The sequence below is a fragment of the Duganella sacchari genome (assembly GCF_900143065.1).
GTDB lineage: Bacteria > Pseudomonadota > Gammaproteobacteria > Burkholderiales > Burkholderiaceae_D > Rugamonas > Rugamonas sacchari.
This window is the reverse complement of record NZ_FRCX01000003.1, coordinates 394,866-419,563: the sequence shown is the minus strand read 5'-3', so window position 1 is coordinate 419,563 and position 24,698 is coordinate 394,866. Positions and strand designations below refer to the sequence as shown.

Below are 24,698 nucleotides of genomic sequence, written 5' to 3'. Positions count from 1 at the left end.
AACGGCAAAGAAGATCAGGCCTTGGCTTCGCCGCCCAGGGCTTCCACCACGTCGGCCATCATCTTCGCCAATTCGCCCGTCATCAGCATGAAATCGCCATCGAAGCGCTCATCGTCATTGCGCACGCCGGCGTCTTTTTCGTCCAGCACGTCCAGCGGCTTGACGCCCTTGATCGCCAGCGATTCGGTCAGCACGAAGGAGATCTTGCTGTCCCACGTCATGGCCAGGCGGGTGCACTGCTTGCCGTTGGCAATATGGCGGCGCACTTCTTCCGGGTCCAGCGAGTGCTTCACGTAACGCACCGCCGCCTTGCTCTCGCCGGTGGCGCGCAATTCGGTATCCATGTCGACGGTAAAACCGGCTGGCGCTTCATCGGTTTGCAGCCACTCGGTCATCACGCCCACCGGCGAGCGCTGCACGCGCAGGCTTTCCAGCGGCATGCGGTCAACCGCTTTCAGCAGCAGCTTGATGACTTCATCGGCCTTGGCCGGGCTGGCGGCATCCACCACCAGCCAGCCGTTGACCGGGTCGATCCAGGTCCAGACATTGCTGCGGATCGAGAACGCGCGCGGCAACAGTTCATCGGCCACGCGCTCTTTCAATTCTTTCATGGCTTTTTTGCCGGGAGCGAAGCCCTGGGCTTCTTCCATCTCGGCAGCGCGCGCCTTGGCTACCTGATTGATGACGCTGTTTGGCAGCAGTTTCTTCTCGGCGCCCAGCAAGATCAGCATTTGCTTGTTGACCACATGCACCAGGCCACCGTTAGGACGCGGCGTGTCCCAGCCCTGGCGCAGCAATTCATTGCTGCTGGCCGGCGTGAAAGCCTGGGTCGCCAGCGCGGCTTCCAGTTGTTCGGGGGTATAGGCCCAAGGGGCCGGCAGACGGTAAATCTGTAGATTCTTGAACCACATAAAGTTGACAGGCCTTGTTTCGGAGATTGCAAAAGAGCGCCATTTTACACGCTGATACCGGCCCGGGCTCAGGCAAATAAATCGCCTTGCACCGGCTGTGGTATCCGCGCCATGGCGCCGGGAGGTTCCAGTGCGCTGGCGCGCACGCCCAGCAGGCGCAGCTTGCGTTGCAGCGGCACCCGCTTCAGACATTCACGCGCCGCGTGCAGGATCTGGTCGGCATCCGCCACCGGCAACGGCAAGGTGACATTGCGGCTGACGATCTGGAAATCGTCATAGCGCAGCTTGACGGCAATGGTGCGGCTGACGTAATTCTTGCGCTTCAAATCTTCCGCCAGCCGCTCGCACAACCGCACCAGAATCGCCGAGAGCGCATCGCGGTCCTGGCGCGCATGCAGGTCGCGTTCAAACGTGGTCTCGCGCGACATCGACTTGCTCTCTCGGCTGGTGGAAATTTCCCGCTCGTCGATGCCGCGCGCCGCGCGCGCCAGCCACGCCGCATAATGCGCGCCGAAATAATCCTGCAGCAGCCCCTGGTCGGTATGCGCCAGCTGCCCCACGGTTTCGATACCCAGCGAAGCCAGCTTGGCCGTCGCCTTGGGACCAATGCCGTTCACCTTGCGCACATTGAGCGGCCAGATGCGCGCGGGAATGTCTTCAAACCCCAGCACCGTCAACCCGTTCGGCTTTTCCAGGTCCGAACAGATTTTCGACAGCAGCTTGTTGGGCGTGACGCCGATCGAACACGTAAGGCCGGTGGCATCCAGCACCGCCTGCTTGATGCGCGCCGCCAGCGCACGCGTTTCGCCTTCCACATGCGTGAGGTCGGCAAAGATTTCATCGATGCCGCGGTCCTCGATAGCCGGCGCAATGCTGGCCACCGCTTCCTTGAACAGCCGCGAATAGTGGCGGTAGGCGTCAAACGTGGCCGGCAGCAAGATCGCATCCGGCGCCAGCTTGGCCGCCTTCATCATGCCCATGGCCGAACCCACGCCCAACGCGCGCGCTTCGTAGGTGGCCGTCGTGATGACGCCGCGCCCCACGTAATCACGCAGGCGCGCAAACACATATGAGCCATCTGCGCGCTGCTCCGGCGCATGGCCGCGGCCACCGATGACCACGGGCTGGCCGCGCAGCTGCGGGTAACTCAACAGCTCGACCGACGCGAAAAACGCATCCATGTCGATGTGGGCAATGCGGCGCTCGGCTTCAGCCATAATGCAGAACGATTACTGGGAATGCATACAGTATCCACGGAAACTGCCCTGACCGCAAGTTGCTAATGCTACACTGCAACAATGACCAAACGCCTGACCACCGTTTTGCTGGCCTGCTGGCTGCCGCTCGCTGCGGCCCATGGGGCATGCCCGCCCGCCAGCGTGGGTCTGAGCGACCTCGGTTACTCGGCTTTCCGGGACGGCGCCAGCTTCCGCGGCAGCACCGTGGATGTGCTGGCCGAAATGCGCAAGCGCAGCGGCTGCCAATTCCATATCCGCTGGTATCCGCACGGCCGGTTATACGCGCAATTCTTCAACAACGAGCTGGACCTGACGGGGGCGTCGCTGCGTACTCCAGAGCGCGACCGCTATGGCGTCTGGCTGCCGTACACCTCCACCCAGTTTGAGCTGCTGCTGTTGAACAAGCACGCCGGCAAATTCCGCAGCCTGGCCGATTTTGTCGAGCACAGCAAAGCCCGCCTCAACGTCACGCGTGGGATTTCCTATTCCACCGCCACGGCCGCGCAAATGGACCGTCTGCAAAAACTGGGCCGGCTGGAATACGTCAACGATTACGGCGTGGTGTTCCGGAAAATTCAGGCCGGCCGCGCGGAAGGCACGCTGGCGCCGCCCGCCATCCATGTGCTGCATCAGCGCGCGTTCGGCATGATGGGCAAGATGACCGGCACGCCGTTTGCCGAATCGCCACGCGCGCTGGTCGGCATGTATGTTTCCAACAAGGTGCCGCCCAAGGTTCTGCAAGCCTATGCGGACACGCTGCGCGCGATCGTGGCAGACGGCACGGTGCAGCGTATTTATGCACGCTATCTGGGCGAAGACATCACGCGCCAGATTTTCAGCAATGGCACGCACGACATTCTCGACGCGCTGCCAGCGCACTAACTCCGCTAGCGCTGCTTGAACCAGTTGGCCGTGGCTTCGTCGGCCGGGAAGAAATTTTCCACGCGCAGTTCATGCACTGTCACGTCATGCGGCGTGCCCAGCGTGGCGATGGTGGTGAACAGATTCAGCTCCACGCCGTCCTTGCGCAAGGTCATGGGTAGAAAAGGCAAGGCGCGGCGGTCCAGGTTGGGAATGCGCGGCATGCCAGCGATGCCGGGCAGCGCCAGCAGATCGCTGAGCAGCACCGTGGCTTCGCTGCCGGGACCATCACTCATGGCTTCGCGCTGTATCCATAACAGCAGGTCGGCGCTGACGTCTTCCCAATTGGCGAGATAGGGACGCAGGCCGTTCGGGTCCAGCGTCTGGCGGATCACGTTGAGCGAGCCGTCGGTGGGTAATTGTGCATCGGGTGGCAGGCCGTGCAGCCAGCGCAGCATATGCAGCGCCGGTTCGTTGAGCATCAGCAGATTCCACAGACGGTCCACCACCAGCGCGGGATACGGCGCCTGCTGCGCCAGCATGAATTCCAGCGCCTGGCGCACCGCCTTGAGTTCGGGATCGGACAGATTGCGTTCCTGGTAGGCCGGCGCGAAACCTGCGGACAGCAGCATGGCATTGCGCTGGCGCAGTGGCACCTCCAGCACCATGCCCAGCTTGAGGATCAGCTCCTTGCTGGGCTGCGAACGGCCGCTTTCCAAAAAGCTGATGTGGCGCTGGGAGATTTCGCTCTCGGTTGACAAACGCAGCTGGCTGTAGCCGCGCTTGCCGCGCCAGTACTTGAGCGCTGCGGCAAAGTCGCTGAAATATTCGGTGGCCGCACTCATGCCGCATCCAGGAACGTCAGCAGGTCGTCATTGACGCGCTCTGTGTGGGTGACGAACATGCCATGCGGTGCGCCTTGATACATGCGCAGTTGCGCGTTGGGCAGCAGCGCCGCAGTTGGTTTGGCGGTCAGCTCGAACGGGGCGCTGACATCCTGGTCGGCGGCGATCAGCAACACCGGCGTGCTGATGCGCGCCAGCTCGGCGCGGAAATCGGCGCTGGCCAGCGCGCGGTTGCATTCCACCAGCGCCTGCAACGACGCACCCAGCGCCAGTTGACGCAACCAGTTGGCGATCCCAGGCGACGTGTCCGGTGCCAGGAACGGCGGCATGTTCCCGTCGATCCAGGCTGGAAAATCGCGGCCCAGTTCCTGCGTGCGGAAGAACGCCAGCAGCGCCGGGTCGAGTCCATCGGGATTGCTGTCATCGCGGCAAATCATCGGCGTCATCGTGCCGAGCAGGGCGACGCGCTTGACACGCGCCTCGCCATGGCGGCTCAGGTAGCGGATGATTTCATTGCAGCCCATCGAATGGCCGACCAGCATGACCTGCTCCAGGCCCAGCGCATCAATCACGGCGGCAATGTCATCGGCCAGCGTATCGAAGTCGTAGCCGCGCCCGGGGTCGCTGGAACGGCCATGGCCGCGGCGGTCGAAGGCGATGCAGCGCAGGCCACGCTGCGACAGCGCCAACATCTGGTACTGCCACATGTCCGACGGCAGCGACCAGCCGGCGATGAACAGCACCGGCTCGCCCTGGCCCCAGTCGCGGTAGAACAGATCGACGCCGTCGCCGGTACGGATAAAACCTGGTGCGCTGATGGCGGACATGATGGTCTCCTTGAGAAGGCAATGATAAGGGGCTGCGGACTCAGGCTGCGTCCAGGAAGCCGGTGATGCTGGCCAGGCGGCCGTCCGGCGCTACTTTGGCGACGTCGGTGCCAAACGCGACCGGCGCACTGCCCGGCGCCGCCAGCGACCACGAGAAACGCACCACGTCGTTGTGGCCGTCCGGCGTTCCCGCCAGTTCGAAGCGGTAGCCGGGGAACTGGCCCTGGGCGCCAGCGATCATGGCGTCGATGCCGTCATGGCCGGCGCCGCGCATCATGGGATCGATATAGCTGGCGTCCAGGCTGAAGGCTTTGGCGACCAGCGCGCGGCGGGCGGCGGCATCGCGTTCATTCCAGATGGCCAGGTATTGGGTGGCGATATTGGCTGCATTCATGATGATCTCCTTGGTGAGTGGTCATGTCGTATCGACAGAAACCATTCTCCGGCAATGCCCGCACGGCGGCGATTACGTCCCAGGTAATCGCCGCACCGCAGCCACCACCAGCACCGCGCCGGCCAGCAGACTGGCGGCAATCAGATACATGCCGCTGGCGGTGCTGCCGGTCGCATCGCGCACCACGCCCACCAGGTAGGGCGCCACGAAGCCGGCCAAATTGCCAACCGAGTTAATCATCGCAATGCCCGCCGCTGCGGCCGCGCCGCCCAGCATCGCGGTCGGCAGGCTCCAGAAGATGGGGAAGGTGGACAGGATACCGGCCGTGGCCACGCTCAGCGCCGCCAGCGCAATCACCGTGTTGTCGCTGTAGATGGTGGCCGTCACCAATCCCGCCGCGCCGGCCAGCGCGGCAAGCGCCGTGTGCCAGCGGCGCTCGCCGCTGCGGTCGGAATGGCGCGCGGCCAGTATCATCACCACGGCCGCCACACAATACGGCACGGCGGACAGCAGGCCGATATCCAGCACATCGGTCACGCCGCTGTTCTTGATGAGTTGCGGCAGCCAGAAACTTACGCCATACAAACCCATCACGCACAGGAGGTAGACCAGCGCCAGCAGCCACACCTTGCCGCTGCTGAACACCTGCGCCAGCGGCATATGCTGCTGCACCTGGCGGTCGGCGGCGATCTCGCGTTCCAGCGTCTGCTTGTCTTGCTCGCTGAGCCAGCGCGCGCTGCGGATGCCGTCGTCCAGATAGAACAGCGTCCACACGCCGATCAGCACCGAAGGCAGGCCTTCGAGCAGGAACAGCCACTGCCAGCCGCTCCAGCCATTGACGCCGGCGAAAGTTTTCATGATCCAGCCGGACAGCGGACCGCCAACCACGCCCGCCACTGCCACGCCGCTCATGAACACCGCCACCATGCGCGCACGGCGCTGGGCCGGGTACCAGTAGGTCAGGTACAGGATGATGCCGGGGAAGAAGCCCGCCTCGGCCGCGCCCAGCAGAAAGCGCAGCACATAAAACGTCGTCACACTGCTGGTGAACATGAGCGCCGAGGAGATCAGTCCCCAGCTGATCATGATGCGGGCAATCCAGATGCGCGCGCCGGTGCGCGTCATCAGCAGATTGGATGGCACCTCGAACAAAAAATAGCCGATGAAGAAAATCCCGGCGCCGACGCCGTACACCGCGTCACTGAATTGCAGGTCGGCCTGCATCTGCAGTTTGGCGAAGCCGACATTGACGCGGTCCAGATAGGCGGCCACGAAGCACAAGAACAGGAACGGCATCAGCCGCGCGCTCACGCGCTGGTACAAGGGATCAAGAGTAGAATTCATGAAGCAATATTGACATCGCTGCACGAGGCTGCAAAACAATTTTCTAAATAATTTTCAAAACCCCTTGCGAAATCGTTTCGGTGCCCTGTAGAATACGGCCTCGTTCAGCAGTTGTAGCAGTTAAATGAAACAACGCTGACAAGTTTACTGGGTGCTTAGCTCAGTTGGTAGAGCGGCGCCCTTACAAGGCGTAGGTCGGGAGTTCGAGCCTCTCAGCACCCACCAGTAAAACTTGAAAAACGAATTGGAGCGGTAGTTCAGTTGGTTAGAATACCGGCCTGTCACGCCGGGGGTCGCGGGTTCGAGCCCCGTCCGCTCCGCCAACGAGATATTGAGTTTAGTAGGACCCAACAAGGAGCGGTAGTTCAGTTGGTTAGAATACCGGCCTGTCACGCCGGGGGTCGCGGGTTCGAGCCCCGTCCGCTCCGCCAATATTCAGAAGAAGGCCCGATGTTCGCATCGGGCCTTTTTCATTTCCGCTTCAGCAATAACAGGTATGCTGGCGTGCAATGAAAACCTCCTACCCGCGCTTTCGTCTCCGCTTGGCCAGGCATGCCCTGCTGCAATTTGCCGCCAGCCTTAAAAGCTCCCTCGAATACATCTTGCTGATCTTTGCCCAGGTACTGCTGGGTTTGATCGCGGTGATTGCCTTGCCCGGTTTGTTTGCCGCCACCCAGCCGTGGCCGCAAGCGCTGGGATTGTTTATCGGCCAGACCCTGTTCATCACCGCGCCCGTGTGGCTGCTGCGCAAGCGCCTGCATCCCGCCGCCGTGATCGCGTGGAGCCGGCCGCTGCCCATCACGGCCCGCCAGCGCTGGCAGGCCGATGCCGCTGTGGCCGGCATGATCGTGGGTCCGCTCAGCGGCGCTTATGCCATCTCTGCTGCCATCTGGCTGTACCAGTGGCCCGACTGGCTGCGTTCCGTCGCACCGCAGGCCATCATGCTGACCGTCGCCTCGCTGCTGCTGGGCTGGCTGCTGGCCACCGTGATCCTCATGCATCGCGCCCGGCCACCTGCCGCACGCAAGCCCGGCCGCAGCCGCCCGGCACCGACAGCCTATCGTCCCGCACCATCCGTGCGCCGCAGTGCGCAGCCCGGCGTCTTCGGCGGTGCGGCCAAGCTGTCGTATTACTGGCGCCAACTGTTCTGGCTGCCGTTCTGGCGCGCGGAAAACGTGGTTGGCATCCAGCAGACCTTGCTGCTCACCGGCGCGCTGGGCAGCATCGCCGTGTGGATGTGGCATCCGCCCCTGATCCCGCCCATCGTCTGGGGCATCAGCGCTGCCATGATGACCATGCTGCTGACTGACCGTGGCGACAAGGCCGTGAGCGAACAGATCACCCTGCTGCGTCCTGTCGCTGCCAGCTGGCCTGTGCCTTCCGCACACCTGTACCGGCTGGCCATGCTGTTCACGCTGCTTCCGGGAGTGGGCGTGCTGCTGTGGTTTGCCGCGCTCACACTGGGCCGCAGCGCACCAGGTTACAGCCACACCGTGGCAAGCGTATGGATCTGTTGCGCAGGCATCGCACAAATCGCCCTCATTTCGCTGCGCCGTCTGAGCACGCGCGGCCGCGTCGGCCTGGTCATCGGCGCCATCGTCATCCTGACCGCCATTGGAAGCGAACTATGGAATTAAGAATCGAGCAGCTCAACTTTGAATACGCCAGCCACCCGCTGTTCCGCCAGTTCAACCTGCGGCTGGGCGCCGGCATCACCTGGCTGCGTGGCGAGAATGGCGCCGGCAAGACATCGCTGCTGAAGCTGGCGTGCGGCGTGCTCGCACCGCACACGGGCAAGATCTGGATCGACGATATCGAAATCCACGCCCAGCCGCTGGCCTACCGTCTGCACTGCTACTACTGCGGTGGCGACACGCCACAATTGCCGTGGCTGACGGTCCGCGAAATCCTCGACATGCACGTTTCGCTGTATCCCGGCACCGATGCCGAACAGCTCAACGCCCAGCTGGCCGCCTTCCATCTGCTGCCGACGCTGGACCAGCCCGTCACCACGCTGTCGCTGGGCCAGCACAAGAAAATGCAGCTGTCGCTGGCGCTGTCACTGCCCGTCAAACTGCTGCTCATCGACGAACCCTTCAATGGCCTCGATGTGGATGCGGTCGCCTACCTGCGCCAGCAGCTATCCACGCCGGAGCGCCTGCAACGCCAGTGCATCGTGCTGACCAGCCACCTGGAGCCGGCACTACCGCTGCAAGGCACAGTGCAGCTGTGATTTCTTAACAACAAACACGCAGCAACAGGGGAAAACCGGCGACAATACCGGGGACACCCCTTATCCCCACCCTGGAGTTCCCTTGATTTTCGGTTTCCTCAGATCGCCCGAGCTGTCGCCACGCCTGCTGCGTTTGAAAGCATCAGCCCTGTTCTCGTCGCTGACGCCGCTCGAACTGAAAATCGTTGATGGCCTCATGCACGAGCGCCGCTACCTGGCCGATGAAATCATCTTTGACGAAGGCGAAGAGGGACAGGCACTGTATCTGGTGATGTCGGGCCGCGTCATCATCAGCCGCCAGCTGGGCGCCGGGCGTGAGGTGGTGGCCGAACTGTCGGCCGGCTCCTTCTTTGGCGACCTGGCCTTGCTGGACAACTCGCCTCGCAACGCGCAGACGCGTGCGCTGGATAACTGCGAACTGGCGGTGTTCTTCCGCGCCGACTTCATGGGCCTGATGGAAACCGATCCCGTGATCGGCTACAAGATTTCGCTGGCCCTGGCACGCCACATCGGCCGCCGCCTGCGTGACTGGATGGGCGGCCAGCCGCAAGTCGAGGCGCTATGAACCTGCTGCCGACCCAGAAGCGCGGCGGCCCGGTGGTATGGAGCGGCATCATCGCCGCCACCTGCGTGCTGCTGTTTTTGCTGCAGCAGATGCTGTTCCTGGCGATTCCATTTTTGCTGGGCATCGTGCTGTACTACATCCTGCAGCCGCCCATGCAGCGCTTGATCCGCATGGGGTTCAGCCAGAATGCGGCGACCATGCTGGTGGGCACTGTGTTCACCTTGCTGGTAGCGCTGGCCATCCTGGCGGCCGTCTTCTGGAAGTCCACGCCATCGACGTCATGGCAGGACATGCTGGGCATCTATCTGCAGGGCGGCCTGGACTTCGTGCGCCACACGATGATGGCGCTGGAGCAGCAGTTCCCGATATTGCGGCAAGTGCAGTTGGCGGAAACCGTCAACCAGCGCATGAGCGCCTTCACGGGCGACTTCATCCAGTCCCACCTGACCGACATCCTGGTCTCGGCCGCAGGCTGGCTGCCCTCGCTGCTGCTGGCGCCGTTCCTGACCTTTTTCTTTTTGCGCGATGGCCTGCGCTTTAAAAAATTTTTGGCGCGCGCAGTGCCCAATGCCTTCTTTGAACGGACACTGTGCCTGCTGCACGAGGTGGACCAGACCGCACACCGCTACTTCCAGGGCCTGATACGGCTGACCATACTCGATACGGCGGTGCTGGCGTTTGGCCTGTGGGCGATAGGCGTGTCCTCGCCGCTGGTGCTGGGCCTGATTGCAGCGGTGCTGGCGTGGGTGCCGTATGTGGGCTCCATCGTCGGCTGCGTGCTGGTGGTGATGGTCGCCTCCACCGATGCGCCCACCGATCCATCGGTGGCTTACCTGGCGATCTGCGTGTTCATCCTGGTACGCCTGCTGGATGACTTCGTATTCATGCCACTCACGCTGGGCCGCAGCCTGCACATCCATCCCCTGATTACCGTGCTGATGATTTTTATTGGCGGTTCGGTCGCTGGCGTCGCCGGCCTGATGCTGGTGTTGCCGCTGCTGGGCGTGGTAATGGTGATAGGCGAAACGCTGGGCCGCTTGATTACCGACCCGCGCCTGCGCGCGCGCCACCGCAACGCCATCGCACTGCGTACCCGTCAAGCCAGCCACGACCTGAGCGCCTGAGCTTTACAGCATCTCGCCAGTGATCTGGCTGGCGTCCACCGCGCTACCGCACAACTGCTCTGCCTGTGCGATAGCGTATGCAGCAATCGCCGCAACCAGTTCGCGCTCGCCATCTTCATAAGGACCGGTTTGCGCCAGTTGCAGCGCATGTTTTTGCACACCATCACGTAATCGCCGGCATTCACGCACCAGCAGTTGCCGGTCAATACCGCAGCGCTGGGCAAACTCAGCCAGGGCAAATCCCTTGATCTGATCCAGCTTGAACGCGTCACCAAACGCCATCGCCAGCTCATGCGAGAACTGCGGATATTGCACGGCGCTCACCAGGTCATACCAAGGCGCGGCTTGCAAGCCGGCGGCATGGACGAAGAAGGAAAAATTTTTGCCGTGCGCGTCGCTGTTGCCGATCATCAGCTGGAACAAGGCCCAGCGCAACATCGCCAGCTTGTCGAGCGCTTTACGGTTGGCAAATTGAAGGAGACCAAATAACACCGGCAAGCCAACGCCATCCCGATAACGCGCTGCCTCCCCGACACTGCCGATGTTGCGCTCGTATTTATAACTGACGGGCATGTCGGCCGCCTGGCAAGCATCAATGATGTGCTTGCGTGCTACCCGCCACCGTGCGCCAGGCAAGGCGGTACGATCAAATCGGCGCACCGCCAGTACCGCCCTCGGCGTACGCAGTATCGCCACCTCCGCAACTGGCAGGCCCATTGCCTGGGCTAGGGTCATGCAGAAATGTTCGTTGGCTACCATATGCGGCAAGCGCGCTTCGGTGGGCTGCGGTTTCAGTATGTGCGTGGAAGCGAGTGGAAAATCCGGCAGGAACATGCGGGCGCCGTCCTCGGGTTTGCCGTCAAAATAGACCAGCAATTTGTCCTGATAACCGGCAACCGACATGCGTACCTTGCCGTCCCATTCAATCAATGGACGCTTGTCGCGGCCGGCAATCCGTTGGTCAAGTTCTGCCACCGAAATTTCACGTAGCGCGCCGGCTTGCTGCTCCACTGTGCCGTCCACGCCTTGCGGCAAAAACCGGAAAGCACCAGTGGTTTCCGATCCCAGCGCCCGGATCAATCCAAACACATTGCTTTTTGCGATACCCTGGCTCGATGCCACGATATCCAGCGCATGGCCTTCCGGCAGCAGGTTCTCAATGAAACGCCGCACCGTGGCAGAGGGTATGTGCTGATCCAGGGGCATGGCTGGCGAGAGTGGAAATGCATCTGGATCGGCGCACCAGTCCTCGGCATAGCGCAGTGACCACTTTTCCTCAGTCGGAACATATTCAATGTCTGCAATCAGACGATTTTCCAGCCACAAACATAGCAGGTGGGCGGTCCCGTTCATGCGGCATCCCGGGGCAGGTGTTTGAGGAAGTCATGGTCTTTGGGCGCAATGACCAGTGCTAGTCCAAGCCCATCCAGCACCGCAAACAGCTTGTCGGTGCGTACACCGCCTGCGCCGTTTTCGAGGCGTGACAGCAGGTCCACAGAGACATTGTTCAATGCCGCAGCGTCATCGATTCTCAACCCCTGCTGTTTTCGATGTGCCCGTATTTGCTGTCCGAGATCTGCAGTGTGACGCACGATTTGAACTGCGGAAGGCTTGGTGCCAGTCAAGTCATTCATTTCGGACTTTCAGAAATTTAAATTCTTCAATCAGCATAATCGAGAAATTTCTGATTTGCCGAAATTTTCCTTGAATAGCTTAAATATGTCGGATATTTCTGAAATTCCGAAATAAAAAGCCCGGAAGTTGTTGCCAACTTCCGGGCCTGGGTCAGACGACCAACTAAACTAAGCCGTCATTGCGTGCTTGTCAGCCGATTCTTCCACGACTTCGTCATCGTCCGAACGGATCAGGTGGTCAAAGGCGGACAGTGCTGCCTTGGCGCCTTCGCCGGTGGCGATGATGATTTGCTTGTACGGCACGGTGGTGACGTCACCTGCGGCAAACACGCCTGGCAGCGAGGTCTGGCCACGGGCATCGACTTCAATCTCACCGTGACGCGACAGCGTGATGGTGTCTTTCAGCCACTCGGTGTTTGGCACCAGACCGATCTGCACGAACACGCCTTCCAGCTCCACCTTGTGCGACTCGTTGGTGTTGCGGTCGGTATAGCTCAGCGCGTTGACCTTTTTGCCGTCGCCATGGATCTCGGTGGTTTGCGCCGAAGTGATCACCTTCACGTTCGGCAGGCTGCGCAGTTTGCGCTGCAGTACCGCATCGGCACGCAGTTCAGCGCCGAACTCGATCAGGGTCACGTGACTGACCAGGCCAGCCAGGTCAATCGCGGCTTCCACGCCGGAGTTGCCGCCGCCGATCACCGACACGCGTTTGCCCTTGAACAGCGGACCATCGCAGTGCGGGCAGTAAGCCACGCCGTGGTTGCGGTATTCCTGCTCGCCCGGCACGTTGATTTCGCGCCAGCGCGCACCAGTCGCCAGAATCACCGACTTGGCTTTGAGCACTGCGCCCGATTCGGTCTGCACTTCAATCCGTTTGCCGACCTTGACCAGCTTGCTGGCGCGCTGGGTGTTCATGATGTCAACGTCGTATTCCTTGACGTGCTGTTCCAGCGCGATGGCAAACTTCGGCCCTTCCGTCTCCTTGACCGAGATGAAGTTTTCAATCGCCAGCGTATCCAGCACCTGGCCGCCGAAACGCTCGGCCAGCACACCGGTACGGATGCCTTTGCGGGCAGCGTAGATCGCCGCAGCGGCGCCGGCAGGGCCACCGCCAACGATGAGCACGTCGAACACATCTTTCTTGCTCAGTTCAGCAGCCGCACGCACGCTGGCATTGGTGTCCAGCTTGGCGAGGATTTCCTCGACCGAGGTGCGGCCCTGGCCGAAATGCTGGCCATTCAGGAACATCATCGGCACGGCCAGGATCTGGCGGTCTTCGACTTCCTGGGTGAACAGGCCGCCGTCAATCGTGGTGACCTTGATGCGTGGGTTAATCACCGACATGGCATTGAGCGCCTGCACCACGTCCGGGCAGTTATGGCAGGTCAGCGACATGAAGGTTTCGAATTCGTAATCGCCATCCAGATTGCGGATTTGCTCGATCACGGCTTCGTCAAATTTGATGGTGTGGCCGCCCACTTGCAGCAGCGCCAGCACCAGCGAGGTGAATTCGTGGCCCATCGGGATGGCGGCAAACCGCACGCCGATCCCGGTGCCTGCACGGTTGATGCTGAACGACGGGGTACGCACGCCAGCTTCAGTACGCTCGACCAGCGAGATCTTGTCGCTCAACTCGGCGATTTCGAGGAGCAGTTCTTTCATCTCGCGGGCTTTGGCGCTGTCATCGAGAGAAGCGACCAGCTCGAGTGGGTGGACCACTTTTTCCAGATAGGCTTTCAGCTGGGTTTTGAGGGTAGCGTCTAACATGATTTCTTCCTTTACAAATATTTAGGCGGATGCCGGGCCGGACGCCCGGTCCGGCATCGCGGTAACTACTTGTTTGCTGCTGTGTTGTTCAAGACCTTAGATCTTGCCAACCAAGTCCAGCGATGGGGTCAGGGTAGCTGCGCCTTCGGTCCATTTTGCTGGGCATACCTGGCCTGGATGCTCGGCAACGTATTTAGCGGCTTTTACTTTGCGCAGCAGTTCGGTGGCGTCGCGGCCGATGCCGTTGTCATGCACTTCCAGCACTTTGATGAAGCCGTCTGGATTGATGACGAAGGTGCCGCGCAGTGCCAGGCCTTCTTCTTCGATCATCACTTGGAAGTTACGCGACAGGGTGCCGGTCGGGTCGCCGATCAGTGGGTAGTTCACTTTCTTGATCGCGTCCGAGGTGTCGTGCCATGCTTTGTGCGCGAAGTGGGTGTCGGTCGACACGCCGTACACGTCCACGCCCAGTTTGGCGAATTCAGGTTGTTGCTCGGCCAGGTCTTCCAGTTCGGTTGGGCACACGAAGGTGAAGTCGGCTGGGTAGAACATCAGAACGGACCACTTGCCTTTCAGGGACTCTTCGCTCAGGTCGATGAATTTGCCTGCGTGGTATGCGGTGGCCTTGAATGGTTTGATTTGGGTATTGATCAGGGACATTGTGGTTTCCTCGTTGGGTTGTGAATCATTGAGACGCCAGTTTAAGCGCTTTTACCCTATTTGCAAAATTGATTGTTCCAATAGTTTCAATTGGAATTAGCTATCGCCATCGCAGATGGGATAGCTATTATCGCTGTTCCACCGAGGCGGCGGCAGCGGCGCGCAGGAAGGTGTCGAACTGGGTGGCGGGCATCGGCTTGGCAAACAGATAACCCTGGCCATAGTCACAGCCGGCGGCGGCCAGCAGGTCGCGCTGTTCCGGCGTTTCCACGCCTTCCGCAATCACTTTCAGGTCCAGCTTGTGGGCCATGACGATGATCGCTTCCGACAGCGCCATGTCGCTGGAATCGGGCGCCAGGTTGCGCGTGAAGGAGCGGTCGATTTTGAGGTAATCGATGTCGAACTTCTTCAGATAGGACAGCGAGGAATAGCCGGTACCGAAATCATCCAGCGCCACCTGGATGCCGGCGTCGCGCAGTTGCAGCAGGCGGGTGCTGACGGTGTTGCTGGCGTCCAGCAGCAGGCCCTCGGTAATCTCCACCACCAGCGACTGGCCGGGCAGCGCCAGCGCCTGCAAATGGCTGACCCAGCACTCGTAGGACTCGCCCTCGCGCTGGAACTCCAGCGGCGACTGGTTCAGGCTGACCTGGAAATCCGCATAAAACTGCTGGCGCCAGTGCTGCACCCAGCGCGCCGATTCGCGGAACACCCAGGCGCCAATGTCGATGATCAGGCCGCTGGCTTCGGCCAGCGGGATGAACTCCAGCGGACTCACCACGCCGCGCTGCGGATGGTTCCAGCGTATCAGCGCCTCGGCTTTGTGGATGGCGCCGCTTTCGAGGTGCACGATGGGCTGGAAGTACAGCTCGAACTGTTCACCTTTCAGCGCGCCGCGCAAGTCATTGGTAAGGCGCATGCGGTTCAGCGCCGCCACCTGCAGGGTCGGCGTGAAGTAGCTGTAGCGGTTGCGGCCCGCGCCCTTGGCCGCGTACATGGCCTGGTCGGCGTGCTTGAGCAGGCTGTCGATGTCCAGCGCATCGTCGGGATACAGGGTAATGCCGATCGAGGCTGACACGAACGCCTGCTCGGCGCCCAGCTCGAACGGTTGCAGCAGGCTGTCGAGGATGTCCTGGGCGATGCGCTCCACATTGTCCGACTCGTTGAGCTCATTCAGGATCACGGTGAATTCGTCGCCACCGAGCCGCGCCACCGTGTCCGACTTGCGCACGCAGGCGCTGATGCGGCGCGCCGCATCCACCAGCAGCACATCGCCCTGCTGGTGGCCCAGCGTGTCGTTGACTTCCTTGAAGTGGTCGAGGTCGATGAACAGGATGGCAATGCGCAGCTTGTCGCGCTGGCTCTTGAGCATGTCGTGTGCGAGACGGTCGAGGAACATGCGGCGGTTCGGCAGATGGGTCAGCGTGTCGAAATTGGCCTGCTGCCAGATCAGCTGCTCGCTCTGCTTCTTGGCCGTGACGTCCTCGATCATGCACAGGTGGTGCAGGTGGCCGCCGCTTTCGGTGTCGATGGCATTCACCGAGACATCGATCCACGCCACGCTGCCATCGGGCCGGAACAGCCGGCTCAGCGCCTTGAAGCTGCTGATCTGCTGCGTGATCAGCAAGGCCATCTGCGCCTTGATCTGCACCACATCATCCGGGTGGCCGACTTCGAGCCAGCGCAGTGCGCGCAGCTCGTGCTGCGAGCGGCCGAGGATTTCCTGGTAGCGCGCGTTGATGTCGCGGTATTCATAGCTGATCGAATCAATCAGCGCGATGCCGAGCGGCGACGCTTCAAACATGGTGCGGAAGCGCTGCTCGCCCTTGCGGATGATCTCCAGCGCCCGCTTGCGCTCGCGCGCGAGCTGGCTGAAATGCACGGCCGCGCCCAGCACCAGCAGCAGCGCCGCCACGCCCAGTACGCGGTACAGCCACACCAGGCTGGGACGGGTACTGTCGAGCTGGTACATAAAGCCGTCGAAATTGGCGTTCTTGGGCAGCATGTGCAGGCCCGCGTAGACATCGGCAATATGGTGCCAGCGGTCCGGGTTCATGTAGCCGATTTCCACCAGCACCGGCTGCACCAGCGGCACCATCTGGCGCGCTTCGTACAGCAGATGCTGGCGGTCGCTGCGGCGCGAGTACTTGTTGAGGATGAGGTCGGCAGTTTCCTCATGATGGCTCATGGCCCACTGCCAGCCGCGCATGCTGGCGGCGCGGAAGGCGGCCACGCGCGCCGGATGGTTGGCAATCTCCTGCTCGCTCGTGAACAGGTTATCGCCATAAAAGTCGATGCCCACCGCGCGCGGGCTGTAAATATCATACGGGAAGCCGAGGCGGTCGAAGGTGTCCGGCTCGTTGGTGGTGTAGACCGCCATGGCATCGACCTTGCCGCTGATCAGGTCGTCGGGATTGAAGCTGTGCTCGACGCGCTGGAATTTGTTCGGCGGGATCCCTTCTTTGATGAGGTAGGCCAGCAGTTCATCCGCATTGCCCAGCTCATCGGTCAGGGAACCGATCATCACGCGCTTGCCGATGAGGCGGCGGATATCCGGATCGCCGCCGCTCTGGCGCATCGCCAGCGCATACGGCGAATGCTGGAACACCACGCCCAGCACCACCACCGGCTTGCCGGCCAGCCGCGCCAGCAGCAGGCTGCTGCTGCCGACACCGTATTCGGCCTTGCCGGCAATGACGTCGCGCTCCGGCTCGTTGCCGTCGCTGCCCTCGCGGATCTGCACCTCCAGTCCGGCTTCCTTGTAGTAACCCTGCTCCACTGCAGCGTAGTAGCCGGCAAACTGGAACTGGTGCACATGCTTGAGCTGCAAGGTGATTTTTTCCAGCGCCATGCCCGGCATGGCAGCCAGCAGCAAGGCGGCAGCGGTGCAGAGTTTGGCAATGACATGGAAGCGGAAGGCCATGATCCTAGTGTAGCGCGTCTGCCAACCGGACAGTACAAAAAGCAACGGACGGCCAGGCTGCTGCCTGCCGTCCGTTGTTGTCTAGCCGCTCAGGCTCAGTTCGGGATGTTCACCGGCACTGGCGACAGCACGTTTTTGCCATTGCCCAGCTGGCCTTCCTGGTTGCGGCCCCAGCCCCACAGGGTGTTGTCCGCTTTCAGGCCGAAGCTGTGGCCGGTGCCGACGCTGACCGTGACCCAGTTGGCGCCGGTGCCGATCTGGACCGGCGACACTTCATCGCCGTTGCCGTCACCCAGCTGGCCTTCGATATTCGAACCCCAGCCCCACAGCGTGCCGTCGGTGCGTACCGCCATGGTGTGGATGGCGCCTGCCGCCACCACCGACCAGTTGGTGTCAGTGCCGATCTGGGTTGGCGACGTCAGGTTGGCCACGCCGTTGTTGCCCAGCTGGCCGAAGCTGCCCTGGCCCCACGCGAACAGGCTGCCGTTGGCGCCAATCGCCATCGAGTGCGCGGCGCCAGCCGACACCGAGGTAAAGGTCAGGTTGCCGATCTTGGTCGGCGCCTGGATGGCCGTGCTGCCCGAGGTCGCATTGCCCAGCTGGCCGTCGGAGTTGCCGCCCCAGGTCCACAGCGTGCCGTCTTTTTGCAGGCCGATGGAGTGCGTCGCGCCAGCGCTCACCGTCAGCCAGCTCGCGGTGCCGATCTTGGTGGGCACCAGCTTGCCGATCAGCGTGCCATCGCCCATCTGGCCCGTATCATTGCGGCCCCAGGAATACAGCGTATTCGTGGCGCCCTTGAGTGCAAGCACGTGGCCCTTGCCAGCCGACACATAGGTCCAGTCAGAGTCTTTGCCGATCTGTACCGGCACCGAGCGGTTGGTCTGGGTGCCATCGCCGAGCTGGCCATTCTGGTTATAGCCCCAGGCCCACAGCGTACCGCCGGTGCTGGTCCCGGTGCCGCTGGTCGCGGCGGTACGGATGCCCACTGCAAACTGGTCGCCCACCGCCACCATGCGCCATGTCGTGGTGCCAGCGCCAGCGTTGACCTGCACCGGCGCGTTGCGGTTGGCGGTGCTGCTGTCACCCAGCTGGCCCTGAATGTTCTGGCCCCACGCATACAGATTGCCGTCCGCCTTGCGGGCGATGGTCTGGTAGCCCCCGGTAGCGACGGCGGTCCAGGGCGAGGTAATGGTCAGGGAAATCGTGCCCACCACATTTTCCTGCGTGGCGTTGATGGTTTCCGTGCCCACGCCCATGCCGGTCACCTTGCCATTGCTAAACACCTGCGCCACGCTGGTGCCACCGCTCTTGGTGGTCCAGACCAGGCCCGTGGTCGAGCTCAGCGTTTTAAAGCTGCCGTCCGAATACGTCCCGACCGCAGTCAGCTGCTGGCTGGAGCCGATGGGAATGGTGCTGACCGGAACAGTCACCGCAATACTTTTGAGCGTCGGCGTGGTCGGGGTGGTTGGCGTGTTGTTGCTGCCACCGCCGCCGCCGCATGCCGCCAGCACGACAAACAGCGGCGCCAGCAGCAGGGAGGAGAATTTAAAGTTTTTCATGATCTTCCAGTTCACAGAATAAGGTCTGCGGTGCAAGCAGTGTAGCCCGCAATGACGGCCACGCATCGCACAAGCAGGAGTGAATTATCCACGTAATTACAGCGTTAGGGTAATTTAACAACATTTCTCTTGGGAATTGCACGAAAAAAAGCCCCACCGGCCTGAATGCACTCATGGTCGCGTTCAGGCGGGTGGGGCTCGGCTGCCGGCCGGACTACTTGCGGCCGCGCGGCGGTGGCGCAGCGCGGCCGCCCTTGGCGGGTGCGGCAGCGGCCGGTTTCTTGATCTTGATGGTATCCAGGATCGACGGCTTGGCCTTGGTTTCAACCGTGGCACGCGCGGTCAGCGAACCGGTCAGGGCGTTCGGCTTGCCGCCACGGCCCACCGTCGGCGCACCGCGGGCGCCGCGCTTGTCGCTGCCCGGCGCCAGCATCGGCATCGCGCGCTTGCCTTGCGAGGCCTTGAAGTTTTCTTCACCCGCCGTGTAGGGCGGGATCAGGTGGCGCTCGCCAGTACCGATCAGGTCGCCACGGCCCATATTGCGCAGGGCATCACGCAGAATAGGCCAGTTCTTCGGATCGTAGTAGCGCAGGAAAGCCTTGTGCGCCTGACGCTGTTTCAGCGAACGCGGCGTGAACACTTCTTCCGAGTCCTCGGTCACCTTGTGCAGCGGATTGCGGCGCGAGTGGTACATGGCGCTGGCCATGGCCATCGGCGTCGGCATGAAGGTCTGCACCTGGTCCAGGCGGAAGTTGTTTTTCTTGAGCCACAGCGCCAGGTTCAGCATGTCTTCGTCGGTGGCGCCCGGGTGGGCCGCGATGAAGTATGGAATCAGGTACTGCTTCTTGCCCGCTTCCAGCGAATACTTCTCGAACAGGGCCTTGAACTCGTCGTAGGCGCCGATACCCGGCTTCATCATCTTGCTCAGCACATTGCTTTCGGTGTGCTCCGGCGCGATCTTCAGCAGGCCGCCAACGTGGTGGGTCACCAGTTCCTTGACGTATTCCGGCGAACGCACGGCCAGGTCGTAACGCAGACCCGACTGGATCAGGATCTTCTTCACGCCCGGGATTTCGCGTGCGCGGCGGTACAGCTTGATCAGCGGATTGTGGTTGGTGCCCAGGTTCACGCAGATCGACGGGTACACGCACGACAGGCGGCGGCAGGTGGTTTCAATTTCCTTGTCCTTGCAGGACAGGCGGTACATATTCGCGGTCGGACCGCCGAGGTCAGAAATGATGCCGGTGAAGCCCTTGGTCTTGTCGCGGATGTGCTCGATCTCGCGCAGGATCGACGGCTCGGAACGGCTCTGGATGATGCGGCCTTCGTGCTCGGTAATCGAGCAGAAGGTGCAGCCGCCAAAGCAGCCGCGCATGATGTTGACCGAGAAGCGTATCATCTCCCACGCCGGAATATTGGCATTGCCATAGCTCGGGTGCGGGCCGCGTGCGTAGGCCATGTCGTAGACATTGTCCATCTCGTCCATCTGCAGCGGCAGCGGTGGCGGGTTCATCCATACATCGCGGTCGCCATGGCCTTGTACCAGCGCGCGCGCATTGCCCGGGTTCGACTCCAGGTGGAACACGCGCGAGGCGTGCGCGTACATCACCGGATCAGTGCTCACGGTTTCAAACGACGGCAGGCGCACCACGGTCTTGTGGTGTTTTTCCAGCTCCATGGCGCGGCGTTCTTCGCGGCTCATGATGCGGATCGGCTTGAACACCTCGGCCGGTGGCGGCGGTGGTGGCGCGGCGGCCTTGGTCGGCTCGACCATGGCCGGATTCACTTCATCGGCCGGCTTGGCGCCGCCGCTGTCGGTGGCGCAGGTCGGCGAGTTTGGCGTCACCATCAGGTAAGGATCGACGTGCTTGTCGACCTTGCCCGGCGTATCCACGCGAGTGCTGTTGTGCACGCCCCATTCCTCGCCCGGCATCCAGCCCGCCGGCACCAGGAACGCGGTGCCGCGCAGGTCGCGGATGGTCTTGATGTTCTCGCCATCGGCAATGCGCTTGGTCAGGTCGACCAGCGCACGTTCGGCGTTACCGAAGATCAGCATGTCGGCCTTGGACTCGAACAGCACCGAGCGGCGCACCTTGTCCGACCAGTAGTCGTAGTGGGCGATACGGCGCAGCGAGGCTTCAATCGAGCCGATCACCACGGGTATCCCCGGATAGGCTTCGCGGCAGCGCTGCGCGTAGACGGTGACGGCACGGTCCGGACGCTTGTTCGGCTCGCCGTTGGGCGTGTACGCATCATCCGAGCGTGGCTTGCGGTCCGCCGTGTAGCGGTTGACCATCGAGTCCATATTGCCGGCCGTGACGCCGTAGTACAGGCGTGGCTTGCCGAGTGTGCGGAACGCATCCGCCGACTGCCAGTCCGGCTGGGCAATGATGCCCACGCGGTAGCCGTTCGCTTCCAGCAGGCGACCGACCAGCGCCATGCCGAAACTTGGGTGGTCGATGTAGGCGTCGCCCGTCACCAGAATGACGTCGCACTCGTCCCAGCCGAGCACGTCCATCTCTTCACGGGACATCGGCAGGAAAGGCGCAGTGGCAGCGCGTGCAGACCGTTTCGGGACGGCCGCAAATAAATTGGTAGGGGGATTCATGGGGCGGTATTGTACCGGAAATGCCCCCGCTCCGCGCACGGGTACTTAAAAAATTCTGTTACTTTTCAATCACTTGAGTGAAATGATGTCAGTCTCACATTGATTTGGACCGGAACTTTGCTATAACAGAGTAGCGGCAGGACACTCTTGCTGGCAGATGCCGGTGTTTAAGTAACGCTGGCCACCCGGGGACCTGGCTTCCCCGGGTTTCTTATTTTCAAATCCCCATATTCGACAGGATGGTTCCCAGCTCGCGCAGCGCCGGTTCCAGCTGCGGGTGCTTGACCGCGAACTTGGCCGACAGCTCCTGCGTGCGTTCCGCCAGGCCATAGGTGGTGGTCTCGCCCGGTTGGTCCTTGCCGCGTTCCAGCAAGGTGCCGATATCGCCGTTGAGCTGCCTGAGCAGCTCCAGCAACTCTTCATCCACCGGCCCGGCCTGTGCCAGGCGTTCGTGCAGGGATTTCAGCGATGCTTTGAGGTTGCTGTCCATAAGTCACCTTTTGTTGGTTAAAACGCCAGTGTTGATCTTACTCGCAAAGATAGCGAAATGCGACGCTCCAGCCTGCGCCAGATCAACATGAGCGTGCAGCGGCCCACCTACAGTGAGTTTTTGTTTCCCTGGGAGAAGGAAATGCTACGTGCAGTCATCTGCAAGGGCGACCCGACTTCGCACGGCGGCACCGTCCTCGAAGGCAACGAACTGGTCACCACCAACGGCCGCGCCGTGGCGCACCTCGGCCACATGACATTCTGCCCCCAATGCAAAGGCAACTATCCGATCAGCGAAGGCCTGGACCGCCACACTTACGCCGGCCGCGGCACCGCACTGGACGGCATGAAAACCGCCTGCGGCGCCAAACTCATCGCCACCCAGCAGCAGATGGTGGTGGACGCTAGCGGTAGCGATGATGGCCAGTGCAACGACCGCCAGGGTCAAGCGCAGGGCGCTGTCACCGGCGGCCAGCAAGGCCAGTACAGCGGCGCCTTCCGTGCCGTCGATGAACGGACCGGCCAACCCGTTTCCGGCCGCCCCTATCGCATCGAACTTGCCGACGGCAGCACCATTCGCGGCAAGACTGACCAGGACGGCAATACCCAGCGCGTCACCAGCAGTCATCCGGACACCGTCAAGCTGTACTGGGAAACGGAGAGTTATGATGAGTGACCAGCCCCACGCCTGCCAGCTCGCCGCCGACGCTACAACGATCATCGTCCCGGTCTGCGCGCAACGAACCGTTTGCTATCAGTTCGATACCAGCGCAACCAATCCTGACCTGGAGTTGCCTTATACGGTGATTGTTGACGGCACAGTCCTGTCTCCAGACAAACCGCGGAGACTCAATAAAGCCAGTCGCAAGATCAGCGTGATTGTCAGCGCTGGCAGCAGCGTTGCGCTGTATCTCAACAGCGACGTGCATCCAGCTCATCGCCGCACGCCTGTCTACGCTGTGGAAGTCAAAGAACACGATGTGGTGGTAAATATTACCGAGAAAACAGGTAAAACGCACAACGCTAAACCGGTTGTCGGTGAAGCACAAACACAAGCGCCCAACCAGCCCGGTTCGCCGCCAGTCGACCGTTATGAGGCCTTGCTAACCGGCGATATCTGGATGGCCATTTCACATCGATACACTGAAGCAGAAGCAAACGATCTGTTACCAGACGACATAGAACCTGCGATCCGTAAAGCCGTATGCGGCATTTATCGTGGATTAAGCGCCGGCAAGCTGGATATACCGCTCATGGACGAAGGCGGGATGCTGTGTGTCAGCCTGATCAAGCAGGAAAACCCCCATAACAACATCACCTCGTGCTCTTTTCTCTCCGACGTGTTGCCACGAACGCATCCACTTACGTTTGCGGCGCTGTTCAGCGTAGCCCGCAAAGCAGGCATCACCGAGCTGCACATTACCTCTTTCTGGCGGCCCTCATTAGGTTCCATCGTACATCGCGCAGGTCTGGGGCTGGACGTGGATTTCCTGACCAATACTCAGCAAAAGGTAAAAATTAATCGGGCTGGGTTGAATGATAAAGGGCCATCGCACAATCCCAATGTGAGCGATAAGGAAAAGGCGCTACATCAACAGCATCAGGAAAAAAAGGCGATGGCTCGACAACATAAAAAAGACCCAGGCGCGACTCAAGCCAGCGATATCGCCCGCGTCGCCTGGGAGAAGGAGCTTCAGGCGAATGAGCCCAGTCTCATGCAGCAGATGCGTGAGTCTTTAGCCAAGCATAAATTGGTTCGGCAAATTTTAGATCCCTGGTACATCGCGCTACAGCCTGGCGCCCGCCACAGCAACGAACAGCAAAGCGGGGAAGAAAAAGTCCACGCAAATCACCTTCATATAACCGTCAGGGAGCCGAAGATTTATGAATAAATATGGCCTCTTTGCGCTCTTCTGTCTGCTACCCATATGCACGACAGCCGTACGTGCCAGTACACCGCCTGAAGCATCACCTAACTGGAAAATACGATATGTGCTGTTTGTCGACACAGCCAGAAATTTTCGACAAATCGCGATGAAAGCGGCGCGTGAAAATGCGGATGTCCTGCGAAGTCACAACGAGAATGACTACCTGGATTCCGATGAATTGCTGACACCGACGACAATCTTCAATTCAGGAACCGCCATAGTCGTGCTTCAATTCGACCGCACAGGTAGGGTAATCAGCCAACATCCCTTGCTATCCCGGTTTCAGGGGATGCACAGACCAAACGCGCTACTGGCACTGGTCAATCGTGATGATCTGCATGGCAAACCATATTATTTTGCAGACTGGGCGGAGTCCGACTCCGAATCAGTGCACTATCTTCCAGCACCTTGTACCCAGGTTGATCGCCACCGTTATGGTCGGCTGGTGACATACACACCGCTAGTCGGTGGCTTTGGTTGCCGTGAGTGGACCGCCCAGCTCCATCGCACGCAACGTCCCTATATCGACGTCACATCTTATGGTGAGCGAGGCAATTTTATCGGCCGCTTTATGGGCTGGGCGGGGTTTGGAGACACCCCAAAACCAGTGATCGGCATGCACCGTAAAACCTGGCTGTGCTTGCATGAATGTCCATCTGGCGAACAGCCCGGTGTTATTCCTGACATCCGGACATGGGCTCGCAAGCACGACTACCCCATACCTGTCGCTCCCGCCACACAGCCGGAGTATCCCGATACAGAAACCGAAGACTAGCTGACGCCAGCCTCCG

Annotated in this window: 22 protein-coding genes and 3 tRNA genes; 11 read left to right on the top strand and 14 right to left on the bottom strand. The window is 61.2% G+C overall.

Annotation, left to right across the window (positions count from 1 at the left end; all coding sequences use genetic code 11):
• Positions 1-14: 14 nt before the first annotated feature.
• Both BUA36_RS08355 and dinB read right to left on the bottom strand, forming a co-directional pair.
• Positions 15-911, bottom strand: a complete 897-nt coding sequence (locus tag BUA36_RS08355) for a recombination-associated protein RdgC (protein ID WP_072783384.1) — start codon at positions 909-911, stop codon at positions 15-17.
• A 68-nt stretch (positions 912-979) separates the two neighbouring features.
• The gene (gene dinB / locus BUA36_RS08350) at positions 980-2,128 is read right to left on the bottom strand and encodes a DNA polymerase IV (protein ID WP_072783382.1); all 1,149 of its coding nucleotides are present in this window, start codon (positions 2,126-2,128) and stop codon (positions 980-982) included.
• Positions 2,129-2,209: 81 nt separating this feature from the next.
• Here dinB and BUA36_RS08345 point away from each other — a divergent pair, with 81 nt between their 5' ends.
• Positions 2,210-3,031, top strand: a complete 822-nt coding sequence (locus BUA36_RS08345; RefSeq protein ID WP_072783380.1) for a substrate-binding periplasmic protein — start codon at positions 2,210-2,212, stop codon at positions 3,029-3,031.
• A 5-nt stretch (positions 3,032-3,036) separates the two neighbouring features.
• Here the strand turns inward: BUA36_RS08345 and BUA36_RS08340 are convergent, their stop codons facing one another.
• From BUA36_RS08340 to BUA36_RS08325, 4 genes are all read right to left on the bottom strand, one after another.
• Positions 3,037-3,855, bottom strand: a complete 819-nt coding sequence (locus BUA36_RS08340; RefSeq protein WP_072783378.1) for a helix-turn-helix domain-containing protein — start codon at positions 3,853-3,855, stop codon at positions 3,037-3,039.
• Complete coding sequence (locus BUA36_RS08335; RefSeq protein ID WP_072783376.1) at positions 3,852-4,682, bottom strand: alpha/beta fold hydrolase; 831 nt, start codon at positions 4,680-4,682, stop codon at positions 3,852-3,854. Before BUA36_RS08335 ends, BUA36_RS08340 begins: the two co-directional genes overlap by 4 nt.
• A gap of 40 nt (positions 4,683-4,722) precedes the next feature.
• Positions 4,723-5,076 (bottom strand): nuclear transport factor 2 family protein, encoded by a 354-nt coding sequence (locus BUA36_RS08330; protein WP_072783374.1) that lies wholly within the window; start codon positions 5,074-5,076, stop codon positions 4,723-4,725.
• A 72-nt stretch (positions 5,077-5,148) separates the two neighbouring features.
• Complete coding sequence (locus tag BUA36_RS08325) at positions 5,149-6,420, bottom strand: MFS transporter (protein WP_072783371.1); 1,272 nt, start codon at positions 6,418-6,420, stop codon at positions 5,149-5,151.
• A gap of 149 nt (positions 6,421-6,569) precedes the next feature.
• On the opposite strand from BUA36_RS08325, the gene BUA36_RS08320 reads away from it, so the two are divergent.
• The 7 genes from BUA36_RS08320 (at position 6,570) to BUA36_RS08290 (ending at position 10,342) form a co-directional block, all read left to right on the top strand.
• Positions 6,570-6,645, top strand: a tRNA-Val gene (locus BUA36_RS08320).
• A 21-nt stretch (positions 6,646-6,666) separates the two neighbouring features.
• Positions 6,667-6,743: transfer RNA gene (locus BUA36_RS08315), tRNA-Asp, on the top strand.
• Between the two features lie 31 nt (positions 6,744-6,774).
• A tRNA-Asp gene (locus BUA36_RS08310) sits at positions 6,775-6,851 on the top strand.
• Positions 6,852-6,929: 78 nt separating this feature from the next.
• Entirely contained in the window at positions 6,930-8,057 is a 1,128-nt protein-coding gene (locus tag BUA36_RS08305; RefSeq protein WP_084560056.1) for a hypothetical protein, read from the top strand.
• Positions 8,048-8,653: an ABC transporter ATP-binding protein gene (locus BUA36_RS08300; RefSeq protein WP_072783369.1), complete on the top strand. Its 606-nt coding sequence runs from the start codon at positions 8,048-8,050 to the stop codon at positions 8,651-8,653. Before BUA36_RS08305 ends, BUA36_RS08300 begins: the two co-directional genes overlap by 10 nt.
• A gap of 82 nt (positions 8,654-8,735) precedes the next feature.
• Complete coding sequence (locus BUA36_RS08295; protein WP_072783367.1) at positions 8,736-9,218, top strand: cyclic nucleotide-binding domain-containing protein; 483 nt, start codon at positions 8,736-8,738, stop codon at positions 9,216-9,218.
• Positions 9,215-10,342 carry an AI-2E family transporter gene (locus BUA36_RS08290; protein ID WP_072783365.1) on the top strand — a complete coding sequence of 376 codons (1,128 nt, stop codon included), beginning with the start codon at positions 9,215-9,217 and terminating at the stop codon, positions 10,340-10,342. Before BUA36_RS08295 ends, BUA36_RS08290 begins: the two co-directional genes overlap by 4 nt.
• Before the next feature lie 3 nt (positions 10,343-10,345).
• On the opposite strand, the gene BUA36_RS08285 is transcribed toward BUA36_RS08290, so the two are convergent.
• The 8 genes from BUA36_RS08285 to BUA36_RS08250 all read right to left on the bottom strand — a co-directional run bounded on the left by BUA36_RS08285 (position 10,346) and on the right by BUA36_RS08250 (position 21,980).
• Positions 10,346-11,695, bottom strand: coding sequence for a HipA domain-containing protein (locus tag BUA36_RS08285; RefSeq protein WP_072783363.1), 1,350 nt, complete (start codon positions 11,693-11,695; stop codon positions 10,346-10,348).
• Entirely contained in the window at positions 11,692-11,976 is a 285-nt protein-coding gene (locus BUA36_RS08280) for a helix-turn-helix domain-containing protein (protein WP_072783361.1), read from the bottom strand. The genes BUA36_RS08285 and BUA36_RS08280 overlap by 4 nt, the downstream gene beginning before the upstream one ends.
• A 168-nt stretch (positions 11,977-12,144) precedes the next feature.
• Positions 12,145-13,743, bottom strand: coding sequence for an alkyl hydroperoxide reductase subunit F (gene ahpF / locus BUA36_RS08275; protein WP_072783358.1), 1,599 nt, complete (start codon positions 13,741-13,743; stop codon positions 12,145-12,147).
• Positions 13,744-13,839: 96 nt separating this feature from the next.
• Entirely contained in the window at positions 13,840-14,403 is a 564-nt protein-coding gene (ahpC, locus tag BUA36_RS08270; protein WP_072783356.1) for an alkyl hydroperoxide reductase subunit C, read from the bottom strand.
• 127 nt (positions 14,404-14,530) lie between these two features.
• A complete protein-coding gene (locus BUA36_RS08265) occupies positions 14,531-17,323 on the bottom strand; it encodes an EAL domain-containing protein (protein WP_072783354.1) in 2,793 nt (930 codons plus the stop codon).
• 95 nt (positions 17,324-17,418) lie between these two features.
• On the bottom strand, positions 17,419-18,882 hold the full coding sequence (locus tag BUA36_RS08260; RefSeq protein WP_072783352.1) for an RCC1 domain-containing protein: 1,464 nt from the start codon (positions 18,880-18,882) through the stop codon (positions 17,419-17,421).
• A gap of 214 nt (positions 18,883-19,096) precedes the next feature.
• A complete protein-coding gene (locus BUA36_RS08255; RefSeq protein WP_072783350.1) occupies positions 19,097-21,490 on the bottom strand; it encodes a YgiQ family radical SAM protein in 2,394 nt (797 codons plus the stop codon).
• 217 nt (positions 21,491-21,707) lie between these two features.
• The gene (locus BUA36_RS08250; protein ID WP_072783348.1) at positions 21,708-21,980 is read right to left on the bottom strand and encodes a DUF4404 family protein; all 273 of its coding nucleotides are present in this window, start codon (positions 21,978-21,980) and stop codon (positions 21,708-21,710) included.
• 57 nt (positions 21,981-22,037) lie between these two features.
• Here BUA36_RS08250 and BUA36_RS08245 point away from each other — a divergent pair, with 57 nt between their 5' ends.
• From BUA36_RS08245 to BUA36_RS30210, 3 genes are read left to right on the top strand one after another with little or no spacing between them, the layout of a single operon-like run.
• Positions 22,038-22,655 (top strand): PAAR domain-containing protein, encoded by a 618-nt coding sequence (locus BUA36_RS08245; protein ID WP_084560055.1) that lies wholly within the window; start codon positions 22,038-22,040, stop codon positions 22,653-22,655.
• Positions 22,645-23,871 (top strand): hypothetical protein, encoded by a 1,227-nt coding sequence (locus BUA36_RS08240; protein WP_139260418.1) that lies wholly within the window; start codon positions 22,645-22,647, stop codon positions 23,869-23,871. The genes BUA36_RS08245 and BUA36_RS08240 overlap by 11 nt, the downstream gene beginning before the upstream one ends.
• Positions 23,864-24,682: a hypothetical protein gene (locus tag BUA36_RS30210; RefSeq protein WP_139260416.1), complete on the top strand. Its 819-nt coding sequence runs from the start codon at positions 23,864-23,866 to the stop codon at positions 24,680-24,682. Before BUA36_RS08240 ends, BUA36_RS30210 begins: the two co-directional genes overlap by 8 nt.
• Positions 24,683-24,698: the final 16 nt, after the last annotated feature.

Excerpts from the sequence above, each read along its gene's own strand:
- BUA36_RS08355 (WP_072783384.1), bottom strand. The coding sequence starts at position 911 with ATGTGGTTCAAGAATCTACAGATTTACCGTCTGCCGGCCCCTTGGGCC.
- dinB (WP_072783382.1), bottom strand. The coding sequence starts at position 2,128 with ATGGCTGAAGCCGAGCGCCGCATTGCCCACATCGACATGGATGCGTTT.
- BUA36_RS08345 (WP_072783380.1), top strand. The coding sequence starts at position 2,210 with ATGACCAAACGCCTGACCACCGTTTTGCTGGCCTGCTGGCTGCCGCTC.
- BUA36_RS08340 (WP_072783378.1), bottom strand. The coding sequence starts at position 3,855 with ATGAGTGCGGCCACCGAATATTTCAGCGACTTTGCCGCAGCGCTCAAG.
- BUA36_RS08335 (WP_072783376.1), bottom strand. The coding sequence starts at position 4,682 with ATGTCCGCCATCAGCGCACCAGGTTTTATCCGTACCGGCGACGGCGTC.
- BUA36_RS08330 (WP_072783374.1), bottom strand. The coding sequence starts at position 5,076 with ATGAATGCAGCCAATATCGCCACCCAATACCTGGCCATCTGGAATGAA.
- BUA36_RS08325 (WP_072783371.1), bottom strand. The coding sequence starts at position 6,420 with ATGAATTCTACTCTTGATCCCTTGTACCAGCGCGTGAGCGCGCGGCTG.
- BUA36_RS08305 (WP_084560056.1), top strand. The coding sequence starts at position 6,930 with ATGAAAACCTCCTACCCGCGCTTTCGTCTCCGCTTGGCCAGGCATGCC.
- BUA36_RS08300 (WP_072783369.1), top strand. The coding sequence starts at position 8,048 with ATGGAATTAAGAATCGAGCAGCTCAACTTTGAATACGCCAGCCACCCG.
- BUA36_RS08290 (WP_072783365.1), top strand. The coding sequence starts at position 9,215 with ATGAACCTGCTGCCGACCCAGAAGCGCGGCGGCCCGGTGGTATGGAGC.
- BUA36_RS08285 (WP_072783363.1), bottom strand. The coding sequence starts at position 11,695 with ATGAACGGGACCGCCCACCTGCTATGTTTGTGGCTGGAAAATCGTCTG.
- BUA36_RS08280 (WP_072783361.1), bottom strand. The coding sequence starts at position 11,976 with ATGAATGACTTGACTGGCACCAAGCCTTCCGCAGTTCAAATCGTGCGT.
- ahpF (WP_072783358.1), bottom strand. The coding sequence starts at position 13,743 with ATGTTAGACGCTACCCTCAAAACCCAGCTGAAAGCCTATCTGGAAAAA.
- ahpC (WP_072783356.1), bottom strand. The coding sequence starts at position 14,403 with ATGTCCCTGATCAATACCCAAATCAAACCATTCAAGGCCACCGCATAC.
- BUA36_RS08265 (WP_072783354.1), bottom strand. The coding sequence starts at position 17,323 with ATGGCCTTCCGCTTCCATGTCATTGCCAAACTCTGCACCGCTGCCGCC.
- BUA36_RS08260 (WP_072783352.1), bottom strand. The coding sequence starts at position 18,882 with ATGAAAAACTTTAAATTCTCCTCCCTGCTGCTGGCGCCGCTGTTTGTC.
- BUA36_RS08255 (WP_072783350.1), bottom strand. The coding sequence starts at position 21,490 with ATGAATCCCCCTACCAATTTATTTGCGGCCGTCCCGAAACGGTCTGCA.
- BUA36_RS08250 (WP_072783348.1), bottom strand. The coding sequence starts at position 21,980 with ATGGACAGCAACCTCAAAGCATCGCTGAAATCCCTGCACGAACGCCTG.
- BUA36_RS08245 (WP_084560055.1), top strand. The coding sequence starts at position 22,038 with ATGCGACGCTCCAGCCTGCGCCAGATCAACATGAGCGTGCAGCGGCCC.
- BUA36_RS08240 (WP_139260418.1), top strand. The coding sequence starts at position 22,645 with ATGATGAGTGACCAGCCCCACGCCTGCCAGCTCGCCGCCGACGCTACA.
- BUA36_RS30210 (WP_139260416.1), top strand. The coding sequence starts at position 23,864 with ATGAATAAATATGGCCTCTTTGCGCTCTTCTGTCTGCTACCCATATGC.